Here is an 18,177-nt window from a genome sequence, read left to right as displayed (position 1 = left end):
TTCCGATCTCTCCGCCGCCCACCACCCCGCCGCCGGCCGGAAACGGTGCCTGCACCGCCACCTACCGCAAGACCAGCGAGTGGTCCGGTGGATTCGGCGCCGAGGTCACCGTCCGGGCCGGCAACGCCGCCATCTCCGGATGGACGGTGGCATGGACCTGGCCCAACGGCCAGAGCATCACCAACGCCTGGAACGCGACGGTCACCTCGAGCGGTTCGTCGGTCACCGCGTCGAACGTCGGCTACAACGGTTCCCTGAGCGCCAACGGCACCACCAGCTTCGGCTTCAACGCCTCCTGGAACGGCACCAACTCCACACCCACACTCACCTGCACCGCTCGGTAACAGCATCTGCGGTGGGGTGGCGCGGCACGCGCCACCCCACCGCCGGCGCCCTCCGCCACCATCAGGAACCGCGATGAGGTGAAGAACGATCATGATTTCCCGGGTAGGCGTCAGCGGCTGGTACCGGAGCCGTGTCGTGTGGATCGAGGTGTGCCTGCTGGCCGCGTCGATCGGCGTGGCCGCCGTGGTCACCGCGACCACCCCGAGGACCGACCCGGCGGTTCTCCGCCAGGAGATCCTGACCCGGATGCGTACGACCCTCGAGCAGGCGGACCCGGCACAGCACCAGCACGCCGGGCACACCGCCCCGCAGGTGCCGGCCGGAGAGCAGGCCGCGCCGGCGATCGTCTGCGGAGTCCATGTCTACGGCTACGAGCCCACCGGGGCCGCCACCCTGGCCGACGTCCGGACGGTCTACGGCTTTCACCTCTGCGGCGTCGCCGAACAGAAGCGCCACTGGGACGGGGCGGTGAAACTCGTCGGCCCGGTGATCATGGACATGACCACCCAGCCTCCCGGCATCAAGGTGGTCGAGGCGACCGCCGACGTCAGGTTTGTCGACCGGCTACGGGAGATGTTCCCCGACAAGTACGAGGCCCTGGCACTCAGGGAGGCGCTACCCCCGTCGGAGATGGCCGACCTGCGGCGCCGGTACGACGCCGCCGCCGGCCTCTGACCACGCCGAGCGGCCGCTACCCGCTCCCGGCGCCGCAGTCGGCGAGGGCGAGAATGCCAGCGGTCGAGGCGTCCGCACCGCGCAGGGAATCGCTACCAGGACCGGACATGAGCGGATGTCGAACCGGCCCCTGGTCGCGCAGAATCACCTGATTCTCACGTCTCCGCCGGTGGTCGACGGGCTGCTCGTCCTGGAGTCCGGCGTCGCTGCGGACGCAGCGTGCCCCGACGGTGCCGCAGCGCGTAGAGCGCCGCGCTGACCGCGAAGATCGCTGCGCTGGCCAGCAGCCAGCGGGCCAGCAGCGGCTGCGGGGTCAGGCCGGTCGCCGCCGTGTACGTGTCGCCGCCGAGCCCGAGGATGCCGGGAAGATAGACGAGCAGGAGCAGTCCGGACGCGAGCGCGGGCACCCGCACGTGATTCAGCGCCGATCGACGCCCGGGGCCGCCCACCGCGGCGCGCAGCGCCCGGTCGACCAGCGCGTAGAACGGGAACAGGAGCAGGTCGTGGGCGATGACCGCGCCGACGAACCAGAGCAGCATCCGGCCGGCGGCCGGTTCTCCGGCCAGCCGCAGAGCTATCCAGCCGGTCACCGCGAAGCAGCCCAGCAGGAGCAGCAGGTGCCAGGGCGCGGCGCCGTAGCCACGCCGGAACTCAGCCATCGGGCTGGTCCTCGAAGGTGATGCCGCGGACCCACTTCGTGCAGTGCACGCCCGGCAGCGCCGGCACGACGACGCGGGCGGGGTAGCCGTGGTCGGCCGAGAGGTCCACGCCGTTGACTCTCAGGGCGAGCAGCGAGTCGGGGTGGCGGACCTGGTTGACCTGTAGCCGGGCCTGACGGAACAGGCCGCCCCGTTCCAGCGACTCGACCCGCGCCACGGCGCTGCCGGGTGCGCCGACCAGCGCCGCGAGGTCCCGTAGCCGCACCCCCGTCCAGGTCTGCGTCGTCGACCAGCCCTCCACGCAGGCGATCGGCAGGTCCGCGGTGTGCTGCGTCATCGCGAGCAGGCCGTCGCGGGCCACCTCCACCGTGCGGCTGCCGGCGCGCACCGTCAGCCGCCACTGAGCACCGGTGTCGTCGGGTCGGACACCGGCCGCGGCGGCGGTCCGGTTGACCGGGAAACCGTTGGGTCCGTCGTCGTGCTGCCGGCCCCGCGGTAGCAGCAGCGCGGTACGGCGTAGCACCCCGTCCAGACTCTGCCCGACGGTCAGCGCCGCCAGCAGCAACGCGCCGCCCCCGGTCAGGGCGAGGACGCCACGCCGGCTCATCGTCGCCGGGCCGGGCCGGCTGGCCACCAGCCCGTCCGGATCCGGCGGCTCCGGCACGGTCTCCTCCGCCGTCGTACGCATGAAGCGCGGGCCGCGCAGCGCGGAGATCGTACGAGGAAGCTTGATCAGCACGTGCGCGACGAGGGCGGCGATGAAGATCCAGGCGCCGTACCAGTGCGCGGTGTAGAAGTCGAAACCGAACAGGTAGGCGTACTGGATGTTGAGCAGGCCGGTCGCCGTCTCGAAGAGGATTCCGCCTACCAGGAGCAGCAGGGAGAGTCGTTCGAGCACCTGCGCCACGGACCGGGCCGGCGGCCAGTCGAACAGCTTGGGTACCACTGACCAGAGTTTCGCCACGACCACCGGTACCAGCACGATGCCGAGCGTCACGTGCAGTCCCTGGGTGAGCCGGAACAGCCAGGCGGGACGGGTCGGCCAGTCGAAGACGGGAGGGTGCAGCCAGCCCACGTCGCTGGGAAATGCCTGGCCGAGCCGGGGGCCGTACGCGATCCAGTCCAGGAGACCGGTGATGATCACCAACGGAAGCGTGGCGAGCAGGACGACGCCGAACACGGACGTCAGCCAGGGGCCACGCACCGGACTGCGCCACGCGTCGGCGGCGGCGTCGGCTCCGGGCGGGCGATGCCGGTCCAACGTGCGCCACAACCGCGCCGGGTAGGCGGCAGGTGGTTCGTCGGACGGCGGGTCGGCTGGCACGGTTCCTCCGGTCGGCGAGGCCGTCGGACCGGACGCGACGGGCTTCGTGCAGGACGCTAACCGGCAACGGCATCCTCGGGCGGATTTTGCCGCATTACCGAAGGCTTACCGGCCGTCCCCTTACGAAGTGCTGACGTCGGAGCCGAACGAGCCCCGGAGGCTTCTCCGCTGACCTAGCGTGACGCAATGCGGGTACTCGTCACCGGCGCCGCCGGGTTCATCGGATCGCAGGTCGCGGACCTGCTCGTCGCGCAAGGCCACCAGGTGGTGTGCCTGGACGCGCTGTTGCCCCAGGCGCACGGGAGTGAGCCGCCCGAGTGGTTCCGCCGCCATGAACCGGTCGTCGGCGACATCCGCGATCCGCACCTGCTCGACGATCTGCTGGCGGGTGTCGACGCCGTGTGTCACCAGGCGGCGATGGTCGGGCACGGGCTGGACCCGTCGGATGCGCCCGACTACGTCAGCCACAACGACTACGGCACGGCGGTGCTGCTGGCAGCGATGCACCGGGCCGGCGTGTCTCGCCTGGTGCTGGCCAGTTCCATGGTCGTCTACGGCGAAGGGCGATACACGTGCGCCCGGCACGGCGTCGTCCGGCCGGCCCCACGCCGCGCCGCCGATGTCGCCGTCGGCCGGTACGACCCCACCTGCCCGGTCTGCAGTGGTGCACTCGCCAGCGCGCTCGTGCCGGAGGACGCCCCGCTCGAACCGCGCAGCACCTACGCGGCCAGCAAACTGGCCCAGGAGAACCTGGCCGCCGCGTGGAGCAGGCAGACCGGGGCGGGGGTCTGGGCACTGCGCTACCACAACGTGTACGGCCCCCGGATGCCCCGCGACACGCCGTACGCCGGAGTCGCGTCGATCTTCCGGTCGGCGCTGGCCCACGGCCGGCCGCCGCGCCTCTACGAGGACGGCTTGCAGCAGCGCGACTTCGTGCACGTCTCCGACGTGGCGCGCGCCAACGTGCTGGCGCTGACCGCTCCGGCTCCGGACGGCCTGGTGCCGGTGAACGTCTGCTCCGGCCGGCCGCACACCGTCGGTGATCTCGCCACCGCCTTGGCGGCGGCGATGGACGGTCCGGCGCCGGTGGTCGTCGGCGGTGCCCGGCCGGCCGACGTGCGGCACGTGGTCGCCGATCCTCGCCGCGCACGTGACCTGCTCGGATACACCGCACGGGTCAGCTTCGCCGACGGGGTGGCCGCCTTCGCCACGGATCCGCTGCGGGAACGCGCCGCCGTGTCGGTCTGAGCGGCCCGCCCGGCCCGCCCCGCCCGCCACCGGCGGCAGGGCGGCTCACGAGACGGTGAACACGAGGTGATTGACGGCGAGGGCGGTGAGCGCCTGCCCGGCCAGCCACCAGCGGTGCGTCGCGGCGGGCAGGTGCGCCACGGCGACGAGCAGCCAGACCGTGAACGGTAGCCAGATCCGCTCGACCTCCGCCTTGCTCATGCCCGACAGGTCGGCGGCGAGCACCGCCAGCACCGCGGCGGCCGGTAGCAGGACGGTGGGCCCCAGTGTCCCGACCCGTCGCGCGAGCGCGCCGAGCCGCCGGTTCCGCACCGCGACGTGGGTCAGTGGGTCACCGCCAGGTGCTGGTCTGCCGGTGCCGGCCGTCCAAGCGGCCGGTGCCGGGGAACCGTCCCACCCTCGCCAGGCCCGGCGGGCCGCGTGCAGAGTGCGGCGCAGTGCCGGTCCGACGACCGGACCGGCAGAGAGCAGCAGCGCCGCCAGGTTCGCCCAGACCCAGTAGGCGTACGGACGGTCGGCCGCCCAGCCTTGGTAGTAGCGCTCGACCACCCGGCCGTACCCCTGCCACCAGTGGAAACCCGCGACGGTGAACACCGTCGCCACAGTGCCCACACCGGCCGCGCCGGCGAGCAGCGCGGCAACCCGGCCTCCTGGACGCAGCGCGAGCACGACGAGTGCCAGGGGTGCGACGAGCACGAAGCCGTAGGACAGGTACAGCGCGAAGCCGAGCAGCACGCCACCCGCCAACGCGGTCACGGTTCCCCGGATGGCCAGCAGCGCGAGGCCGGCGGCCACCACCCCGGTGAAGAGGCCGTCGGCGGAGGCACCCACCCAGACCGCTCCGGGCAGCAGCACCAGGAACGGCAACGACATGCGCGCGGCCCCTTCGGCGCCCAGTGCCCGTAGGGCGATCGGCACGGACACCACGACGCTCGCCCCGACCAGGACGCACGCCATCGCCGCGGTCGTGCCACCGCCCAGGCCGACCCGGTCGAGTGCGACGAACACCAGCAGGGCGCCTGGTGGATGGCCGGCCGTGTGGGTGGACCACGAGTCCGGCTGGAAGTCCAGGATGCGGTCCGTGAAACCGGCCAGCATCCGCCCGACGTCGGTGACCCGGGGTACCTCGTGCAGATACTCCGCCTGCGGGGTGAGCCGTGTCGTCAGCCCCGCCGACCAGCCGTCCACCAGCGCCAGGGCGAGCGTCCAGCCGACCGACGCCAGGTAGCCGACGGACAGCAGAGGGCCCCACCGGGCGGTGCGGGCCCACTGCGTTCCGGGGCCGACCACCGCGACGGCGATCGCCAACGCGGCCGGCGTGCCCCAGCCCAGGTGCGGTCTCCAGGTGGCGTAGAGCGGCGCGGCGTCGGCGTGCAGGCCCACTCCGGCGCGGTTGAGCATCGCGCCCACCGCCACGGCGGTGACCAGCAGCGTCGCCTCGACGCCCAGCACCAGCAGATCCCCCCGGTGTCGATCCGGGAGGCGGTGGTGGACGGACGGGCGGGAAACGGTGGCACCGGGTCTCATGTCGACCGGACGGTACGGCTCGGTTCCTCCGCTGTCAGCCGCTTCGCCGGTACGTCACCGGACGGTAAGAAGTGTCGGCACGGTAAGTGTTCCGTAAGGTTGAATCGAGCGCGGACCGCCGTCGGACGGCCCTAGCGTCGGCGGTATGCCGACACAGATCGACGTGGTGCTGCCGTGCCTGGACGAGGCCGCTGCTCTGCCCGCCGTGCTGACCGCGTTGCCGCCCGGGTACCGGGCGATCGTCGTTGACAACGGGTCGCGCGACGGCTCACCCGAGGTGGCCGCGCGGCACGGGGCCCGGGTGGTGCACGAACCACGGCGCGGGTACGGAGCGGCCGTGCACACCGGGATCGAGGCCGCCGACACGGAACTGGTCTGCGTGCTGGACGCCGACGGCTCCTTCGCTCCCCGGGAGTTACCCGCTCTGGTCGCCCTCGTCGCCGACGGGGTCGCTGATCTGGCCGTCGGCCGCCGTCGGCCGGTCGGTGCCGGGGTGTGGCCCTGGCACGCCCGGGCGGGCACGGCGCTGGTCGCCGCGCTGCTGCGGCACCGGGGCATGCCGCTGCGTGACCTCAGCCCGATCCGGGTGGCGCGCCGGGAGGCGCTGCTCGCCCTCGGGGTCACCGACCGGGCCTTCGGCTATCCGCTGGAGCTGGTGATCCGAGCCGCCGCGGCGGGCTGGCGCATCCACGAGGTGGACGTCACCTACGCACCGCGCGCGGCCGGCACCCGTTCCAAGGTCTCCGGCTCGGTACGGGGCACCCTGCGGGCCACCCGGGACTTCGCCGCCGTGTTGCGTACCGTCCGGAAGTCGCGGTGACCGTCGTACTGGTGATGGCCAAGGCGCCCGTGCCCGGCCTGGTGAAGACCCGGCTGTGCCCGCCGGCGACTCCCGTCCAGGCCGCCCGGCTGGCTGCCGCCGCGCTGCTCGACACAGTGGACGCCGTCCGGGGGACACCGGGCGTGACGCCGGTTCTGGCGTTGGCCGGACATCTCGCGGAAGCCGTGGACGGCGTGGAGCTGACCGCTGCCCTCGCCGGTTGGTCGGTCCTGCCGCAGCGCGGCACGGACCTCGCCGACCGGCTCGCGCACGCCCACCTCGACGTCGCCGAGACGTTCCCCGGCCGCTGGGTGCTGCAGATCGGGATGGACACCCCGCAACTGACCCCGGCGTCGCTGGCCGCCGCCGTGCGCCGGCTCGACGATGCCGACGCGGCGCTCGGCTTCGCCCACGACGGCGGCTGGTGGGCGCTCGGGCTGCGCGACCCGCGGCAGGCGGTGACGCTACGGGCGGTGCCGATGTCGACGCCGGTCACGGGCCGATCGACATGGTCCGCGCTGACCGGACGCGGGTTACGCCCCGTGCCGCTGCCCGTGCTGCGGGACGTGGACGACTGGTCCGACGCGCACGCCGTGGCGTCGGCGGTCCCGGACGGCCGGTTCGCCCGCCAGGTCGAGGCCGTGCGTCGCGACATGGTGGTACGCGCGTGAACGGGGACGGATTCGCCTCCGCGCTACGCGACCCCGCCGGAGACGTGCACTGGCTGGTGCCTGCGGACGGGCCCAGCCGCCGCCTGCCGGTGGAGCGGTGGCATCGGCAGGCCACCGCCGCGGAGGCGACTGTGGTGGCCCGCTGTGTCGGTCCCACCCTCGACCTGGGGTGCGGTCCGGGCCGGATGTCGGTGGCGTTGACCAGGGCCGGGCTGAGCGCTGTGGGGGTGGACGTGTCGCCGCGGGCGGTGGCGCTGACCCGCTCGCGCGGCGCGGTCGCCGTGCACGCCGACCTGTTCGGCCCGCTGCCGGCCGAGGGACGGTGGGCACACACGGTGCTGCTCGACGGGAACATCGGCATCGGGGGCGACCCGGTCGCGCTGCTGCGGCGGTGCGTCTCGCTGCTGTGCTCGTCCGGCACGGTGCTGGCCGAGCTGGAACCGCCCGGCGCCGGTGCCTGGCAGGGGCAGGCCCACGTGGAGACCGGACGACACCGGGGTTCCCTTTTCCACTGGGCGTGGCTGGACCCGGATGCGATGTCAGGTGTCGCTGCGGCGGCGGGACTGAGGGTCGGCGAGGTGTTCCGGTCGGATGGTCGCTGGTTCGCTGAGTTGACCCGGGTGGACCGTTCCGCATGATCGAGTCGAGGACGCTGTGGAAGAGCTGCCCGCCGGTGAGTAACGCGCCGAACAGCAGGGCCGGTACGAGGCGCACGCCGAGACTCTCGGTGGCGTGCTGCATCCAGGTCATCAGCGTGATCACCAGACCGGCGAGTACGGCCAGGACGAACGAGCGGAGATTGACGCCGAGCGCGGCGTAGTGCGTGCCGGTGTCGACGGCGGCGGGTCGTAGCCGGGGCAGGCCGCGGATGATGAGCCAGGCCACCAGCCAGTCACCGACCAGGTTGCCGGCCAGCGTGACGCCCCACAGCCGGAGCAGCGAGCGCACGCCTGTGCGGGGTGCGGACGTCGGTCGGCGCGACCCGCCCGGCGGCCGTTGTCCGGTCCGGCCGGCTGCCGTACGCTCGGTCCCGGCTCGCCCTCACGATCCGTGAGGAGCAATCATGCCCTTGAACCGCCTGCTGACCTTCGGGGTCGGTGCCTGTACCGCGGTCGCGCTCAGCGTGCCGGTCGGCGCGGTCCCGGCCTCGGCGTCCCACCACCGCACCGGCGGTAGCCTGGTGCTCGTCGGCGGCGCGCTCGCCGACGACAACCGGGAGATCTACGAGGACATCGTGCGGCTGGCCGGCGGCCCCGGCCGGGCCCGGATCGGCATCGTCACCGCCGCCGCGCCGGTGCCGGCCGAGGACCCGGACGCCGGCACCCCGGACTGCAACAACAGCGTCTGCAACGGCGACTACTACGCCGGCCTGTTCCGGTCCTACGGGGCGGCCGACGCCCAGTGGATCCCGATCGACCTCGACCACCCGGGCGCTGCCGACGACCCGGCGGTGGTCCGGCAGATCGAATCGCTGACCGGCTTCTTCTTCGGCGGCGGCGACCAGTACCGCTACGTCACCACGATGACCCGGGGCAAGGCGCAGCGGGACAGCGCGGCGCTCGCCGCCGTGCGGCGCAAGCTGCGCGGCGGCGCGGTGGTCGCCGGCACCAGCGCCGGCGCGCAGATCATGGCCGGCCGCGACATGATCACCGGTGGTTCGACCGAGCCCGGCCTGCGGGACGGTGCGAAGCCGGGCTACTTCGACGACCCGGACGTGCTCGGTTACCTGCCCGGCGGCGGGTTCGGGTTCTTCACCGCGGGGCTCCTCGACACCCACTTCTCCCGTCGTGGGCGGGAGGCGCGCTCGATCCGGCTCGCCTCGGACACCCGGCACGCCCGGGTCTTCGGGCTGGACGAGAACACCGCGCTGGAGGTGACCGGCGTGGGTGGTCGCCGTACCTCGCTGCGGGTGCTCGGGCAGCGCGGCGTCAGCGTGCTGGACCTGCGCCGGGCGCGGGTGACCGGCCACGGCGGGGTGTGGGGTGTCGAGGGCGTGCGGTGGAGCCGGCTCACCGCCGGCGACGCGTACCTCGCGCCACGCTGGACCGTGGTGCCCGCCCCCGGCAAGCCGCGCGTGCGCCCGGCGGCGGGACCGTGCACGGCGGTGCCGTCCGAGGACGTCTTCTACGACTACGCCATGGTCGGCCTGGTCGAGGAGGGACTCGCCGCTCGCACCGGCTGCGTGGCGGTGGGCGGCACGTCGTACGAGAAGGATCCGCAGTGGGCGGCCCGGCTGACCCGGGGGGCCGGGTTCGCGGCGTACCGGGGTGCGACGGCGACCACGTTCACCGGCGTGGTGATCGGCATCCGGGCGGCCTGACGTGGGTGCGGCGGCGTCGGGCCGGGGGTCCGGCGCCGCCGTCACGAAGCTGTAACAGAAGTTACTTATTGAGCAGTGACCTTAATGGATGTAACTTCTGTTTCATCGCTTCGTGGCCCCTCGGAGGTGCCCATGTCCCCTTCCCGCAACCCTCGCCGGCTCGCCGTGACGGCGGCCGCCGCGGCACTGCTGACCGTCGCCCCGCTCGGCGTGACCGCCGCCCACGCCCAGGTCACCCGGGTACGCCAGGGCAGCGCCACCGACGCCAGCCGGGCCACCTGGTCCGGCCCGGCGTACACCATGAACGGCTCCGGCGGCATCGTCACCGCCACGATGACCAAGGCCGTCGACGCGATCCGCGGCGGGTCCGGCGCGATCGACGTGGTGGTCATCGCCGGCTCCGGCTCCGGCACCCCGGAGTGCGACGTCATCAGCCCGCTGGCCGGTGTGAACTCCTGCACCACGCTCACCCTCACCGCCGCGGCGGACGGCAACAACAGCCAGGTCAACACCGACGTCCGCAACGCCGAGTTCGTCTACTTCGCCGGTGGCGACCAGTGCCGGTACGTGGCCTGGAAGGGCACCACGCTGGAGGCGTCGGTCGAGTCGGTGGTGGCCAAGGGCGGCGGCGTCGGCGGCGGCAGCGCCGGCCACCACGTCAACAGCGACATCGTCTACGACGCGTGCACCGCGAGCGCCACCTCGTCGGGTGCGCTGGCGAACCCGTACGACCGGTCGTTGACGTTCACCACCGGCATGTTCCGCTGGCCGAACTACGCCGGCACGATCAACGACTCGCACTTCGTCACCCGGGACCGGATGGGACGGACCATGGCGTTCGTGGCCCGCGCGGTCGCCGACGGGCTGGCACCCGGCGGCAAGGCGTGGGGTGTCGGGGTCGAGGAGGGAGCCTCGCTGTTCGTCGACCGTGCCGGCCGGGCCACGCTCAGTGGTCCCAGCGCGTACGTGGTGCTCGGTGACCACCAGCCCGAGGTGGCCGTCTCCCGGCAGCCGCTGACCTACACCAACTTCAAGATCTGGAAGCTGACCAACGGGCAGAGCTACGACTTCGCCAACCGGCCCACCTGCGGCTACTACCTGCGCAGCGTGCGCGCCGGCGTGCCGGACGCCAACCTCTACAGCGGCACGCCGGTCACCGACTGCTCGACCACCCCGCCGCCGTCCGGCGGGTCCGCCTTCGCCGAGGTGGAGCCGAACGACAGCCGCACCGCCGCGAACGACATCTCCGGGCTGACCTTCCCGGCCACGGTCACCGGGGACATGAAGAGCGCGTCGGACCGGGACTACTTCTCCCTGACCCTCGGCAGTGGACAGACGCTGACCGTGAACTGCGCCGTGCCGTCGGCGTACGACGCCGACCTCTATCTGCTCAGCGCGAGCGGGAGCACGCTGACCCGATCGGTGAACGACGGCGCCGGGGCGGACGAGTCGGTCACGCTGACCCGGACCTCGTCCGGCACCGGCACCTACTACCTGGACCTGGAGGCGTACGCCGGCTCTGGCACGGCCGACTACTCCTGCGCGGTCGCGAAGTCCTGACCCGGCACCCTCCGAAGGGTCCGCGGACGGGCGGCGACGCCCGACCGCGGATCCGCCGTCGCGGGGGAGCGCGGCGGCGGGCCGCTACGCTCTGCTCGTGTCGAACCCCGTACCTGCCGACGAGACCCACGCCGTGGGGGTCGCGGCGCTGATCCGCCAGCGGCTCGGTGAGTGCAGCCCGGCCGAGCGCCGGGTGGCCCGCGCCCTCCTCGCGTCCTATCCGTCCGCCGGCCTGGGCACTGTCGCGGCGCTGGCCGAGCGGGCCGACGTGAGCGCCCCGACGGTGCTGCGCTTCCTGTCCCGGCTCGGCTTCGGCGGTTACCCGGAGTTCCAGCGGGCGCTGCGCGACGAACTGGCCGAGCGGGAGACCTCGCCGCTGACCGCGTACCGGGCGACCGAACGCAGCGGGGCGCCGCCCCACGGGGCGCTGTCCCGGGCCGCCGCCGCGCTGCCCGAGGCGGTGGCCGGCACGCTGGCCGACCTTCCGCAGGGTGAGCTGGACGCGGCCGTGCGCCTCCTCGCCGACCAGCAGTACCGGATCACCGCGGCCGGCGGCCGGTTCTCCGCGCTGTTCGCCAACTACCTGGTGCTGCACCTGATGCAGGTGCGCGGTAACAGCCGGCTGCTGCCCGCCGGCCCGGTGGAGCGGGCCGACATGCTGGTGGACGTCGGCAGGCGGGATCTGGTGGTGCTCTTCGACTTCCGCCGGTACGAGGAGCCGACCCTGGCCCTGGCCCGGGAGGTGACCGGCCGGGGTGCCCGGGTGGTGCTGTTCACCGACCGGTGGCTCTCGCCGGTGGCCGGCCTGGCCGAGGTGGTACTGCCCGCCCGGGTCGACTCGCCGTCGCCGTACGACAGCTTCGTGCCGACGTTGGCGCTGGTGGAGACGCTGGTGGCGGCGCTGATCGACCGGCTCGGCCCGATGGCCGGCGCCCGGCTCAAGGCGATGGAGGGAGCGCAGCAGGCGTTCGGCGTACGCTGAAACGTACGTTACAGAAAACTGTAACCCCACCGAGATCGTAACGTGGGTTACAGTCCGGGAGCTGGCTGATCCGGCCCCCGGAAGGACTCCCCATGCGCATCCGTACCCTCGCTCTGCTCGCCGCGACCACGGCGTTGCTCGCCGCCACCGCCGCCTGCGGCACCTCCACGGCCGGTGGCTCCACCGACGAGATCACGCCCGTCTCCGTCACCATCGACGGCGTCGGCGCCGTCGAGACCGACAAGGCCCTCGCCGCCAAGGTTCCGGCCGACGTGCGCGGCCGTGGCGCCGTCACGGTCGCCACCAACGCCCCCTACCAGCCGTTCATCGACTTCAAGGTCGAGGGCCGCACGGACGAGTTCGTCGGCCTCGACCACGACCTGTTCCAGGCCGCCTCGGCCCGGCTCGGCCTGAAGGCCACCTTCACCCAGCAGCCGTTCGACGGTCTGGTGCCCGGCCTCCAGGCCGCGAAGTACGACGCCATCGCCGGCGGCATCACCGACAAGAAGGAACGCCAGCAGGTCGCCACGTTCGTCGACTACTCCGCCTCCGGCACCGGCTTCCTGGTCGCCGCCGGCAACCCGCTCGGCGTCAAGACCGTGGCCGACCTCTGCGGCCGCACCGTGGCCGTGCAGAAGGCCAGCAACCAGGCGAAGAACCTGGCCGCGTACGCCACCCAGAGCTGCGCCGGCCGGCCGTTGCAGGTCAAGGAGTACCCGGAGAACCCGCAGGCGGTGCAGGCGCTGATCGCCGGCAACGTGCAGGTGGTCGCCGCCACCCGGGTCAACCTGGTGGACACCGTGGGCGAGCTGGCCGGCAAGGCCGAGCTGGTCGCCGACCCGTCCTCGCCCAACGGCTGGCTGGCCAGCCCGAACGGCTTCGGTTTCCTCAAGGCTCAGAAGGAGCTGGCCGAGGCGTACCGGGCCGCGGTGCAGTCGCTCATCGACGACGGCACCTACGACAAGATCCTGGCCCGCTGGAAGCAGACCCCGATCGCCGTCGAGAAGGCCACCATCGACCAGGCCATCGACTGACCCGGCGGACCACCCCCCCCGATCCGCGGTCGCCGGGCGTCCTCCCATTCCGTGAGGGCGGGCCCGGAGGCGCCCGGCGACCGCCGCACCCCCTTGCCGGAGGCACTGTCACGATGACCACCACCGACACCCCGGCGGTACGGGTCGTCCCCGTCCGCCACTACGGCCGCTGGCTGACCGCGCTGGTCGTGGCCGGACTGGCCGCGCTGTTCCTGCGGGCGCTGCTGACCAGCCCCAACCTCGAACCGGCCACTGTCGCCCACTACCTGTTCCAGGACTACGTGCTCGACGGCGTGCTCACCACGCTCTGGCTCACAGTGCTCGCCATGGTCCTCGGCACCGCCGGCGGCATCCTGCTCGCCGTGCTGCGGCTGTCGGACAATCCGGTGCTGCGCGGCGTGTCCTGGACGTTCATCTGGGTCTTCCGCGGCACCCCGCTGCTGGTGCAGATCATCTTCTTCGGCTTCCTCGGCGCGTTGTTCCCTCGGATCACAGTGACCGTGCCGTTCACCGGCACCGTCCTGTTCGACCGGCCCACCAGCGTGGTGATCACCGGCACCGTCGCCGCCGTGCTCGCGCTGTCGCTCAACGAGATGGCGTACGCCGCCGAGGTGATCCGCGGCGGCATCCTGGCCGTCGACGGCGGCCAGACCGAGGCCGCCGCCGCCCTCGGCATGAGCCCCACGCTCACCCTGCGCCGGGTGGTGCTGCCCCAGGCCATGCGCGTGATCATCCCGCCGATGGGCAACGAGACCATCACCATGCTCAAGTCCACCGCGCTGGTGTCGATCATCGCCGGGCGGGACCTGATGACCGCCGTGCAGAGCGTCTACCAGAACAACTACAAGGTGATCCCGCTGCTCGTGGTGGCGGCGATCTGGTACCTCGCCCTGGTCAGCCTCCTCTCCGCCGGTCAGTGGCTGGTCGAGCGCCGGTTCGGCCGCGGCTTCGCCCGGGGAGGCGTGCGATGACGGCGATGGTCAGTGCCGTGGGCGTCACCAAGCGGTTCGGCCCGGTCGAGGTGCTCAAGGGCATCGACCTGACCGTGGCCGCCGGCGAGGTGGCCTGCCTGCTCGGTCCGTCCGGCTCCGGCAAGTCCACGTTCCTGCGCTGCGTCAACCACCTGGAACGCATCGACGGCGGGCAGCTCGCGGTCGACGGCGAACTGGTCGGCTACCGCCGCCAGGGCGACCGGCTGTACGAACTGAAGGCCCGCGAGGTGGCCGTTCGCCGCCGCGACATCGGCATGGTGTTCCAGCGGTTCAACCTGTTCCCGCACCTCACCGCGCTCGGCAACGTGACCGAGGCGCCGGTGCGCGTGCTGCGGACCCCGCGCGAGCGGGCCCGCGAGCAGGCGCTACGGCTGCTCGACCGGGTCGGGCTGGCCGACCGCGCCCACCACTACCCGAGCCAGCTCTCCGGCGGGCAGCAGCAGCGGGTGGCCATCGCCCGGGCGATGGCCATGCGCCCGAAGCTGATGCTCTTCGACGAGCCCACCTCGGCACTTGACCCGGAACTGGTCGGCGAGGTGCTGGACGTGATGAAGGGCCTCGCCGCCGACGGCATGACAATGGTCGTGGTGACCCACGAGATGGGCTTCGCCCGCGAGGTCGCCGACCAGGTCGCGTTCCTCGACGACGGCGTGGTGGTCGAGGCCGGCCCACCGGACGAGGTACTCGGCCGACCCCGTCACGAGCGCACCCGCGCCTTCCTCGACAAGGTGCTCTGATGGACCCGCTGCTCGGCGCGGCCGGTGACCGGCTGTCCGCGTACCACGACCGGCTCGCCCGGCTGGTCGCCGTCGACTCCGGCTCCGGCCAGGTCGACGGACTGCGCGAGGTCGGCGACCTGGTGCAGGGCTGGTGTCTCGGCGCCGGGCTGGCCGTCGAGCGGGTACCGGTCGCCGATCCCGCCGGCGGGCCGCTCGGGGACGTGCTGATCGCCCGCCGCCGCGGCGCCGGCACCCGGCGGGTCCTGCTCGCCGGCCACCTGGACACCGTCTTCCCGCCCGGCACGGCCGCCGCCCGCCCGTTCCGGGTCCAGGACGGCCGGGCGTACGGCCCGGGGGTCAGCGACGACAAGGGCGGCGTGCTCGCCGGGCTGGCCGCCGTCGAGGTGCTCACCGCGCTGGACCGCCACCGGTACGGCGAACTGGTGCTGGTCTGCACGCCGGACGAGGAGATCGGCTCGCTCGGCAGCCGGCCGCTGCTGCGTACCCTCGGGGCCGAGGCCGACGTGGCGCTCTGCCTGGAGTGCGCCCGCGACAACGGCGACCTGGTGTCGGCGCGCAAGGGCGTCGCCGACCTCGCGGTGACGCTGCGCGGCCGGGCCGCGCACGCCGGCATCGAGCCGGAACGGGGCGCCAGCGCGCTGCTCGCCGCCGCCCGGCTGACCGTCGCGCTGGACCAGCTCAACGGCCGGTGGCCCGGGGTGACAGTGAACGTGGGCGCGCTGGAGGCGGGAGGCCGGCCCAATGTGGTCGCCGACCGGGCCCGGATGCTCGTCGACCTGCGGGCCTGGCGCACCGGCGAGTACGAGGCGGCGCTGGCCGAGATCCGCCGGCTGGTCGCCGAGCCGGTGGTGTCCGGGGTGCACGCCGAGCTGACCGTGCACGCGCCCACCCCGCCGTGGGAGCCGGGGCCGGCCGGACGCCGGCTGGCCGAGCTGGCGGCGAAGGTGGGTGCGGGTCTCGGCGTACCGGTCTCGCACACCGCGACCGGCGGCTGCGCGGACGCGAACCTGCTGGCCGAGGCCGGTGCGGCCGTCCTCGACGGGCTCGGCCCGATCGGCGGTGCCGACCACAGCCCGGGCGAGTGGCTCGACCTCGACTCGGTGGTGCCCCGGGTGGCGTTGCTGGCCGGCCTGATCGACGCGGTCGGATCGGGCGACCGACCCGGCACGTAACGGAATTCCGGAATCACCGTTCCTGTCTCGGATAGGATCGGTGGTGTGGAGGCGTCACCGTTCCATGGCGTGGTGGCCTGCCTGGCCACCATGCACGGCAAACAGTGGGCGCTGCGTCCACTGCTGCGCCGGCGGCTCGGGATGAGCGTGCGGGTGGCGCCGGTGGACACCGACGCGCTCGGTACGTTCACCGGCGAGGTGCGGCGAATCGGCTCGGCGCGGGAGACCGTGGTGCGCAAGGCCCGGCTCGGGATGGCCGCGACCGGGTCCGTCGTCGGGCTGGCCAGCGAAGGGGCGTTCGGCCCGCACCCGGCGGCTTCCTGGACTCCTGCCGACGTGGAGTACGTGGCGCTCGTCGACGACCGGTCGGGTCTGACCCTGGTGGAGAGCGCCCTGAGCGTCGAGACCAACCACGGCCAGGTGGTCACCGACGGTCGGGACCGCGGCGCCGTGCTCGCGTTCCTGCGCCGGGCCGGGTTCCCGCACCACGCGGTCGTCGTCCGGCCCGCGACCGGGCCCGGTCAGCCGGTCAAGGGACTCCGCCGGCTCGCCGACGTGCTCGTCGCCGTCCGGCGGGCCGCCCTCGACTCCGCCGACGGCACCGCCGTGCTCGGCGCGGACCTTCGGGCCCACGTCAATCCGACCCGGATGCGGGTCATCGCCGCCGCCGCCGACCGGTTGGCCCGGCGTCTCGCCACGCCCTGCCCCGCCTGTGCGGCGCCGGGATTCGGCCTGGTCGGCACCGAGCCGGGACTGCCCTGCCGCGACTGCGGCACGCCCACCGCTCACGACGCGCTGCTGGTCGCGGGATGCGGCAGGTGCGCGTACCGCTCGCGCCGGCCCGTGGGCGGCGCCGCGGACCCCGGTGCGTGCCCGGTGTGCAACCCCTGATGAGGCGTCGCCCCACTCAGTGCGACCGCGCCGACGCGTTGTTCGGTGGCCGCAGGCGGCAGGCCCGGCGGGCCGGCGGTGGCAGCACGGGCCGCACCTCGTTGAGGAGGCGCTCCGCGTCGTGCCAGATCATGCCGTGGATGCCGCAGCGGCCGGAGCGGACGGCCTGGTCGAGCAGGGGGGACCGGCGGCGCAGGGCGGTGAGCGTGGCGCGTACCCGGTCCGGCCCGCTGCCGCCCGCCAGGGAGCAGGAGGCGTGGCCCAGCACGACCAGCAGGGGTGCGCCGAGGCGCGCGACCGCGTACTCCAGGCTGCCCAGCACGGCCGGGCCGACCTGCAGGCCGGCGGTGCGGACCGCGTAGACGTCGACGCCGCCGAACACGGTCACGGCCTCGGGCTGCGGGTCGGCGCACGACAGGACCGCGGCCACCGGTGCCGCGCCGGCCGACGGGACGGGAAGGCCGCCGGCCCGGAACCGGTGGTGCCCGGCGCGTAGCCGGGCGAGGGCGAAGCTCGGGCTGGTCTGCCACACCTGCGACGGGGATCCGGTCGCGTCCATCGCTCCTCCTCGTGCCGAGTCGCTGTCGCTGTCGTGCGTCTCACGATACACGAATTACGAATCGTGTAATACAGTGCGCATGTCTGAGGAGGTGACGATGTCCGTCGCACTGGTTCTGGGAGTCCTGGCCGGGCCCGCATCGGCGGCGCTGTGCGCGCTGGCGGTACCCGATCCCCGTCGAGCCGCCCGGGTGGTGGGGGCGCTGCTCGCGCTCACCGCCGCCGCGGCCGCCGCGCTGCTGGCCCGGGTCGCGTACGACCCGGTCGTCCCGGCGCTCCTGCTCCGGCTCGACCCACCCGGGCCGGCGTTCTCCGTGGGGATCCGGCTCGACCGGTTCACCGCGCTGTTCGCGCTCCTCGTCTGCGGGCTGGCCGCCGTCGTCGCCGGCTACGCGCGCCGCTATCTCGACGGCGAGCCGGGCGCCCGCGCCCTGCAGGCCCGGATCGCGGCGGCCACCACGGCGACCCTGGTGATGACCACCGCGCCCAGCCTCGTGCAACTGGCCGTCGGCTGGATCGCGGCCGGGCACCTGCTCATCGGGCTCATCGGCCACTACCGGGAGCAGCCCCGGGTACGGGCGGCGGTGCGCCGTACCCGGGCGGTGTTCCTCGTCGGCGACGTGGCCCTGGTCGCCGGTCTGGCGCTGCTGGTCGCGCCG

At 73.5% G+C, this 18,177-nt stretch carries 18 protein-coding genes and 2 pseudogenes; 15 read left to right on the top strand and 5 right to left on the bottom strand.

The window, feature by feature from the left end:
• Both ACPCK6_RS27025 and ACPCK6_RS27020 read left to right on the top strand, forming a co-directional pair.
• Positions 1-344 (top strand): cellulose binding domain-containing protein (locus tag ACPCK6_RS27025; RefSeq protein ID WP_423482591.1); only part of this gene is annotated, 344 nt, incomplete at its 5' end.
• A gap of 91 nt (positions 345-435) precedes the next feature.
• Positions 436-1,020, top strand: coding sequence for a hypothetical protein (locus ACPCK6_RS27020; RefSeq protein ID WP_423482590.1), 585 nt, complete (start codon positions 436-438; stop codon positions 1,018-1,020).
• A 155-nt stretch (positions 1,021-1,175) separates the two neighbouring features.
• On the opposite strand, the gene ACPCK6_RS27015 is transcribed toward ACPCK6_RS27020, so the two are convergent.
• Both ACPCK6_RS27015 and ACPCK6_RS27010 read right to left on the bottom strand, forming a co-directional pair.
• Positions 1,176-1,679: a hypothetical protein gene (locus tag ACPCK6_RS27015; RefSeq protein ID WP_423482589.1), complete on the bottom strand. Its 504-nt coding sequence runs from the start codon at positions 1,677-1,679 to the stop codon at positions 1,176-1,178.
• On the bottom strand, positions 1,672-3,003 hold the full coding sequence (locus ACPCK6_RS27010) for a molybdopterin-dependent oxidoreductase (RefSeq protein WP_423482588.1): 1,332 nt from the start codon (positions 3,001-3,003) through the stop codon (positions 1,672-1,674). The genes ACPCK6_RS27015 and ACPCK6_RS27010 overlap by 8 nt, the downstream gene beginning before the upstream one ends.
• 186 nt (positions 3,004-3,189) lie before the next feature.
• On the opposite strand from ACPCK6_RS27010, the gene ACPCK6_RS27005 reads away from it, so the two are divergent.
• Positions 3,190-4,251: an NAD-dependent epimerase/dehydratase family protein gene (locus tag ACPCK6_RS27005; protein ID WP_423482587.1), complete on the top strand. Its 1,062-nt coding sequence runs from the start codon at positions 3,190-3,192 to the stop codon at positions 4,249-4,251.
• Between the two features lie 45 nt (positions 4,252-4,296).
• On the opposite strand, the gene ACPCK6_RS27000 is transcribed toward ACPCK6_RS27005, so the two are convergent.
• Complete coding sequence (locus tag ACPCK6_RS27000; protein WP_423482586.1) at positions 4,297-5,778, bottom strand: hypothetical protein; 1,482 nt, start codon at positions 5,776-5,778, stop codon at positions 4,297-4,299.
• 145 nt (positions 5,779-5,923) lie between these two features.
• On the opposite strand from ACPCK6_RS27000, the gene ACPCK6_RS26995 reads away from it, so the two are divergent.
• Genes ACPCK6_RS26995 through ACPCK6_RS26985 form a run of 3 tightly spaced genes read left to right on the top strand, consistent with a single transcriptional unit; the run spans position 5,924 to position 7,907 of the window.
• The gene (locus tag ACPCK6_RS26995; RefSeq protein WP_423482585.1) at positions 5,924-6,598 is read left to right on the top strand and encodes a glycosyltransferase family 2 protein; all 675 of its coding nucleotides are present in this window, start codon (positions 5,924-5,926) and stop codon (positions 6,596-6,598) included.
• Positions 6,595-7,269: a TIGR04282 family arsenosugar biosynthesis glycosyltransferase gene (locus ACPCK6_RS26990; protein ID WP_423482584.1), complete on the top strand. Its 675-nt coding sequence runs from the start codon at positions 6,595-6,597 to the stop codon at positions 7,267-7,269. The genes ACPCK6_RS26995 and ACPCK6_RS26990 overlap by 4 nt, the downstream gene beginning before the upstream one ends.
• On the top strand, positions 7,266-7,907 hold the full coding sequence (locus tag ACPCK6_RS26985; RefSeq protein ID WP_423482583.1) for a class I SAM-dependent methyltransferase: 642 nt from the start codon (positions 7,266-7,268) through the stop codon (positions 7,905-7,907). The genes ACPCK6_RS26990 and ACPCK6_RS26985 overlap by 4 nt, the downstream gene beginning before the upstream one ends.
• A gap of 55 nt (positions 7,908-7,962) precedes the next feature.
• Here the strand turns inward: ACPCK6_RS26985 and ACPCK6_RS26980 are convergent.
• Positions 7,963-8,217: pseudogene (locus ACPCK6_RS26980) on the bottom strand (formate/nitrite transporter family protein); the annotation flags it as partial.
• Between the two features lie 115 nt (positions 8,218-8,332).
• On the opposite strand from ACPCK6_RS26980, the gene ACPCK6_RS26975 reads away from it, so the two are divergent.
• The 8 genes from ACPCK6_RS26975 to ACPCK6_RS26940 all read left to right on the top strand — a co-directional run bounded on the left by ACPCK6_RS26975 (position 8,333) and on the right by ACPCK6_RS26940 (position 16,960).
• Complete coding sequence (locus tag ACPCK6_RS26975; protein ID WP_423482582.1) at positions 8,333-9,589, top strand: cyanophycinase; 1,257 nt, start codon at positions 8,333-8,335, stop codon at positions 9,587-9,589.
• Positions 9,590-9,721: 132 nt separating this feature from the next.
• The gene (locus ACPCK6_RS26970) at positions 9,722-11,149 is read left to right on the top strand and encodes a pre-peptidase C-terminal domain-containing protein (protein ID WP_423482581.1); all 1,428 of its coding nucleotides are present in this window, start codon (positions 9,722-9,724) and stop codon (positions 11,147-11,149) included.
• A 97-nt stretch (positions 11,150-11,246) separates the two neighbouring features.
• Positions 11,247-12,131, top strand: a complete 885-nt coding sequence (locus ACPCK6_RS26965) for a MurR/RpiR family transcriptional regulator (RefSeq protein WP_423482580.1) — start codon at positions 11,247-11,249, stop codon at positions 12,129-12,131.
• 92 nt (positions 12,132-12,223) lie between these two features.
• Positions 12,224-13,165: a transporter substrate-binding domain-containing protein gene (locus ACPCK6_RS26960; protein WP_423482579.1), complete on the top strand. Its 942-nt coding sequence runs from the start codon at positions 12,224-12,226 to the stop codon at positions 13,163-13,165.
• Between the two features lie 113 nt (positions 13,166-13,278).
• The gene (locus tag ACPCK6_RS26955) at positions 13,279-14,136 is read left to right on the top strand and encodes an amino acid ABC transporter permease (protein ID WP_396884350.1); all 858 of its coding nucleotides are present in this window, start codon (positions 13,279-13,281) and stop codon (positions 14,134-14,136) included.
• Positions 14,133-14,894 (top strand): amino acid ABC transporter ATP-binding protein, encoded by a 762-nt coding sequence (locus tag ACPCK6_RS26950; protein WP_423482578.1) that lies wholly within the window; start codon positions 14,133-14,135, stop codon positions 14,892-14,894. The genes ACPCK6_RS26955 and ACPCK6_RS26950 overlap by 4 nt, the downstream gene beginning before the upstream one ends.
• On the top strand, positions 14,894-16,069 hold the full coding sequence (locus ACPCK6_RS26945; RefSeq protein WP_423482577.1) for a M20/M25/M40 family metallo-hydrolase: 1,176 nt from the start codon (positions 14,894-14,896) through the stop codon (positions 16,067-16,069). The genes ACPCK6_RS26950 and ACPCK6_RS26945 overlap by 1 nt, the downstream gene beginning before the upstream one ends.
• 45 nt (positions 16,070-16,114) lie before the next feature.
• A complete protein-coding gene (locus tag ACPCK6_RS26940; protein WP_423482576.1) occupies positions 16,115-16,960 on the top strand; it encodes a DUF6671 family protein in 846 nt (281 codons plus the stop codon).
• A gap of 16 nt (positions 16,961-16,976) precedes the next feature.
• On the opposite strand, the gene ACPCK6_RS26935 is transcribed toward ACPCK6_RS26940, so the two are convergent.
• On the bottom strand, positions 16,977-17,519 hold the full coding sequence (locus tag ACPCK6_RS26935; protein ID WP_423482575.1) for a carbonic anhydrase: 543 nt from the start codon (positions 17,517-17,519) through the stop codon (positions 16,977-16,979).
• A 97-nt stretch (positions 17,520-17,616) separates the two neighbouring features.
• Between ACPCK6_RS26935 and ACPCK6_RS26930 the strand changes: the two are divergent.
• Positions 17,617-18,177: pseudogene (locus tag ACPCK6_RS26930) on the top strand (putative inorganic carbon transporter subunit DabA); the annotation flags it as partial.

This window comes from Micromonospora sp. AB353 (genome assembly GCF_049538395.1).
GTDB lineage: Bacteria > Actinomycetota > Actinomycetes > Mycobacteriales > Micromonosporaceae > Micromonospora > Micromonospora aurantiaca.
The sequence above is the reverse complement of the archived record's forward strand: the minus strand, read 5'-3'. Positions and strand labels throughout refer to the sequence as shown.

Excerpts from the sequence above, each read along its gene's own strand:
- ACPCK6_RS27020 (WP_423482590.1), top strand. The coding sequence starts at position 436 with ATGATTTCCCGGGTAGGCGTCAGCGGCTGGTACCGGAGCCGTGTCGTG.
- ACPCK6_RS27015 (WP_423482589.1), bottom strand. The coding sequence starts at position 1,679 with ATGGCTGAGTTCCGGCGTGGCTACGGCGCCGCGCCCTGGCACCTGCTG.
- ACPCK6_RS27005 (WP_423482587.1), top strand. The coding sequence starts at position 3,190 with ATGCGGGTACTCGTCACCGGCGCCGCCGGGTTCATCGGATCGCAGGTC.
- ACPCK6_RS27000 (WP_423482586.1), bottom strand. The coding sequence starts at position 5,778 with ATGAGACCCGGTGCCACCGTTTCCCGCCCGTCCGTCCACCACCGCCTC.
- ACPCK6_RS26995 (WP_423482585.1), top strand. The coding sequence starts at position 5,924 with ATGCCGACACAGATCGACGTGGTGCTGCCGTGCCTGGACGAGGCCGCT.
- ACPCK6_RS26975 (WP_423482582.1), top strand. The coding sequence starts at position 8,333 with ATGCCCTTGAACCGCCTGCTGACCTTCGGGGTCGGTGCCTGTACCGCG.
- ACPCK6_RS26970 (WP_423482581.1), top strand. The coding sequence starts at position 9,722 with ATGTCCCCTTCCCGCAACCCTCGCCGGCTCGCCGTGACGGCGGCCGCC.
- ACPCK6_RS26960 (WP_423482579.1), top strand. The coding sequence starts at position 12,224 with ATGCGCATCCGTACCCTCGCTCTGCTCGCCGCGACCACGGCGTTGCTC.
- ACPCK6_RS26955 (WP_396884350.1), top strand. The coding sequence starts at position 13,279 with ATGACCACCACCGACACCCCGGCGGTACGGGTCGTCCCCGTCCGCCAC.
- ACPCK6_RS26950 (WP_423482578.1), top strand. The coding sequence starts at position 14,133 with ATGACGGCGATGGTCAGTGCCGTGGGCGTCACCAAGCGGTTCGGCCCG.
- ACPCK6_RS26945 (WP_423482577.1), top strand. The coding sequence starts at position 14,894 with ATGGACCCGCTGCTCGGCGCGGCCGGTGACCGGCTGTCCGCGTACCAC.
- ACPCK6_RS26935 (WP_423482575.1), bottom strand. The coding sequence starts at position 17,519 with ATGGACGCGACCGGATCCCCGTCGCAGGTGTGGCAGACCAGCCCGAGC.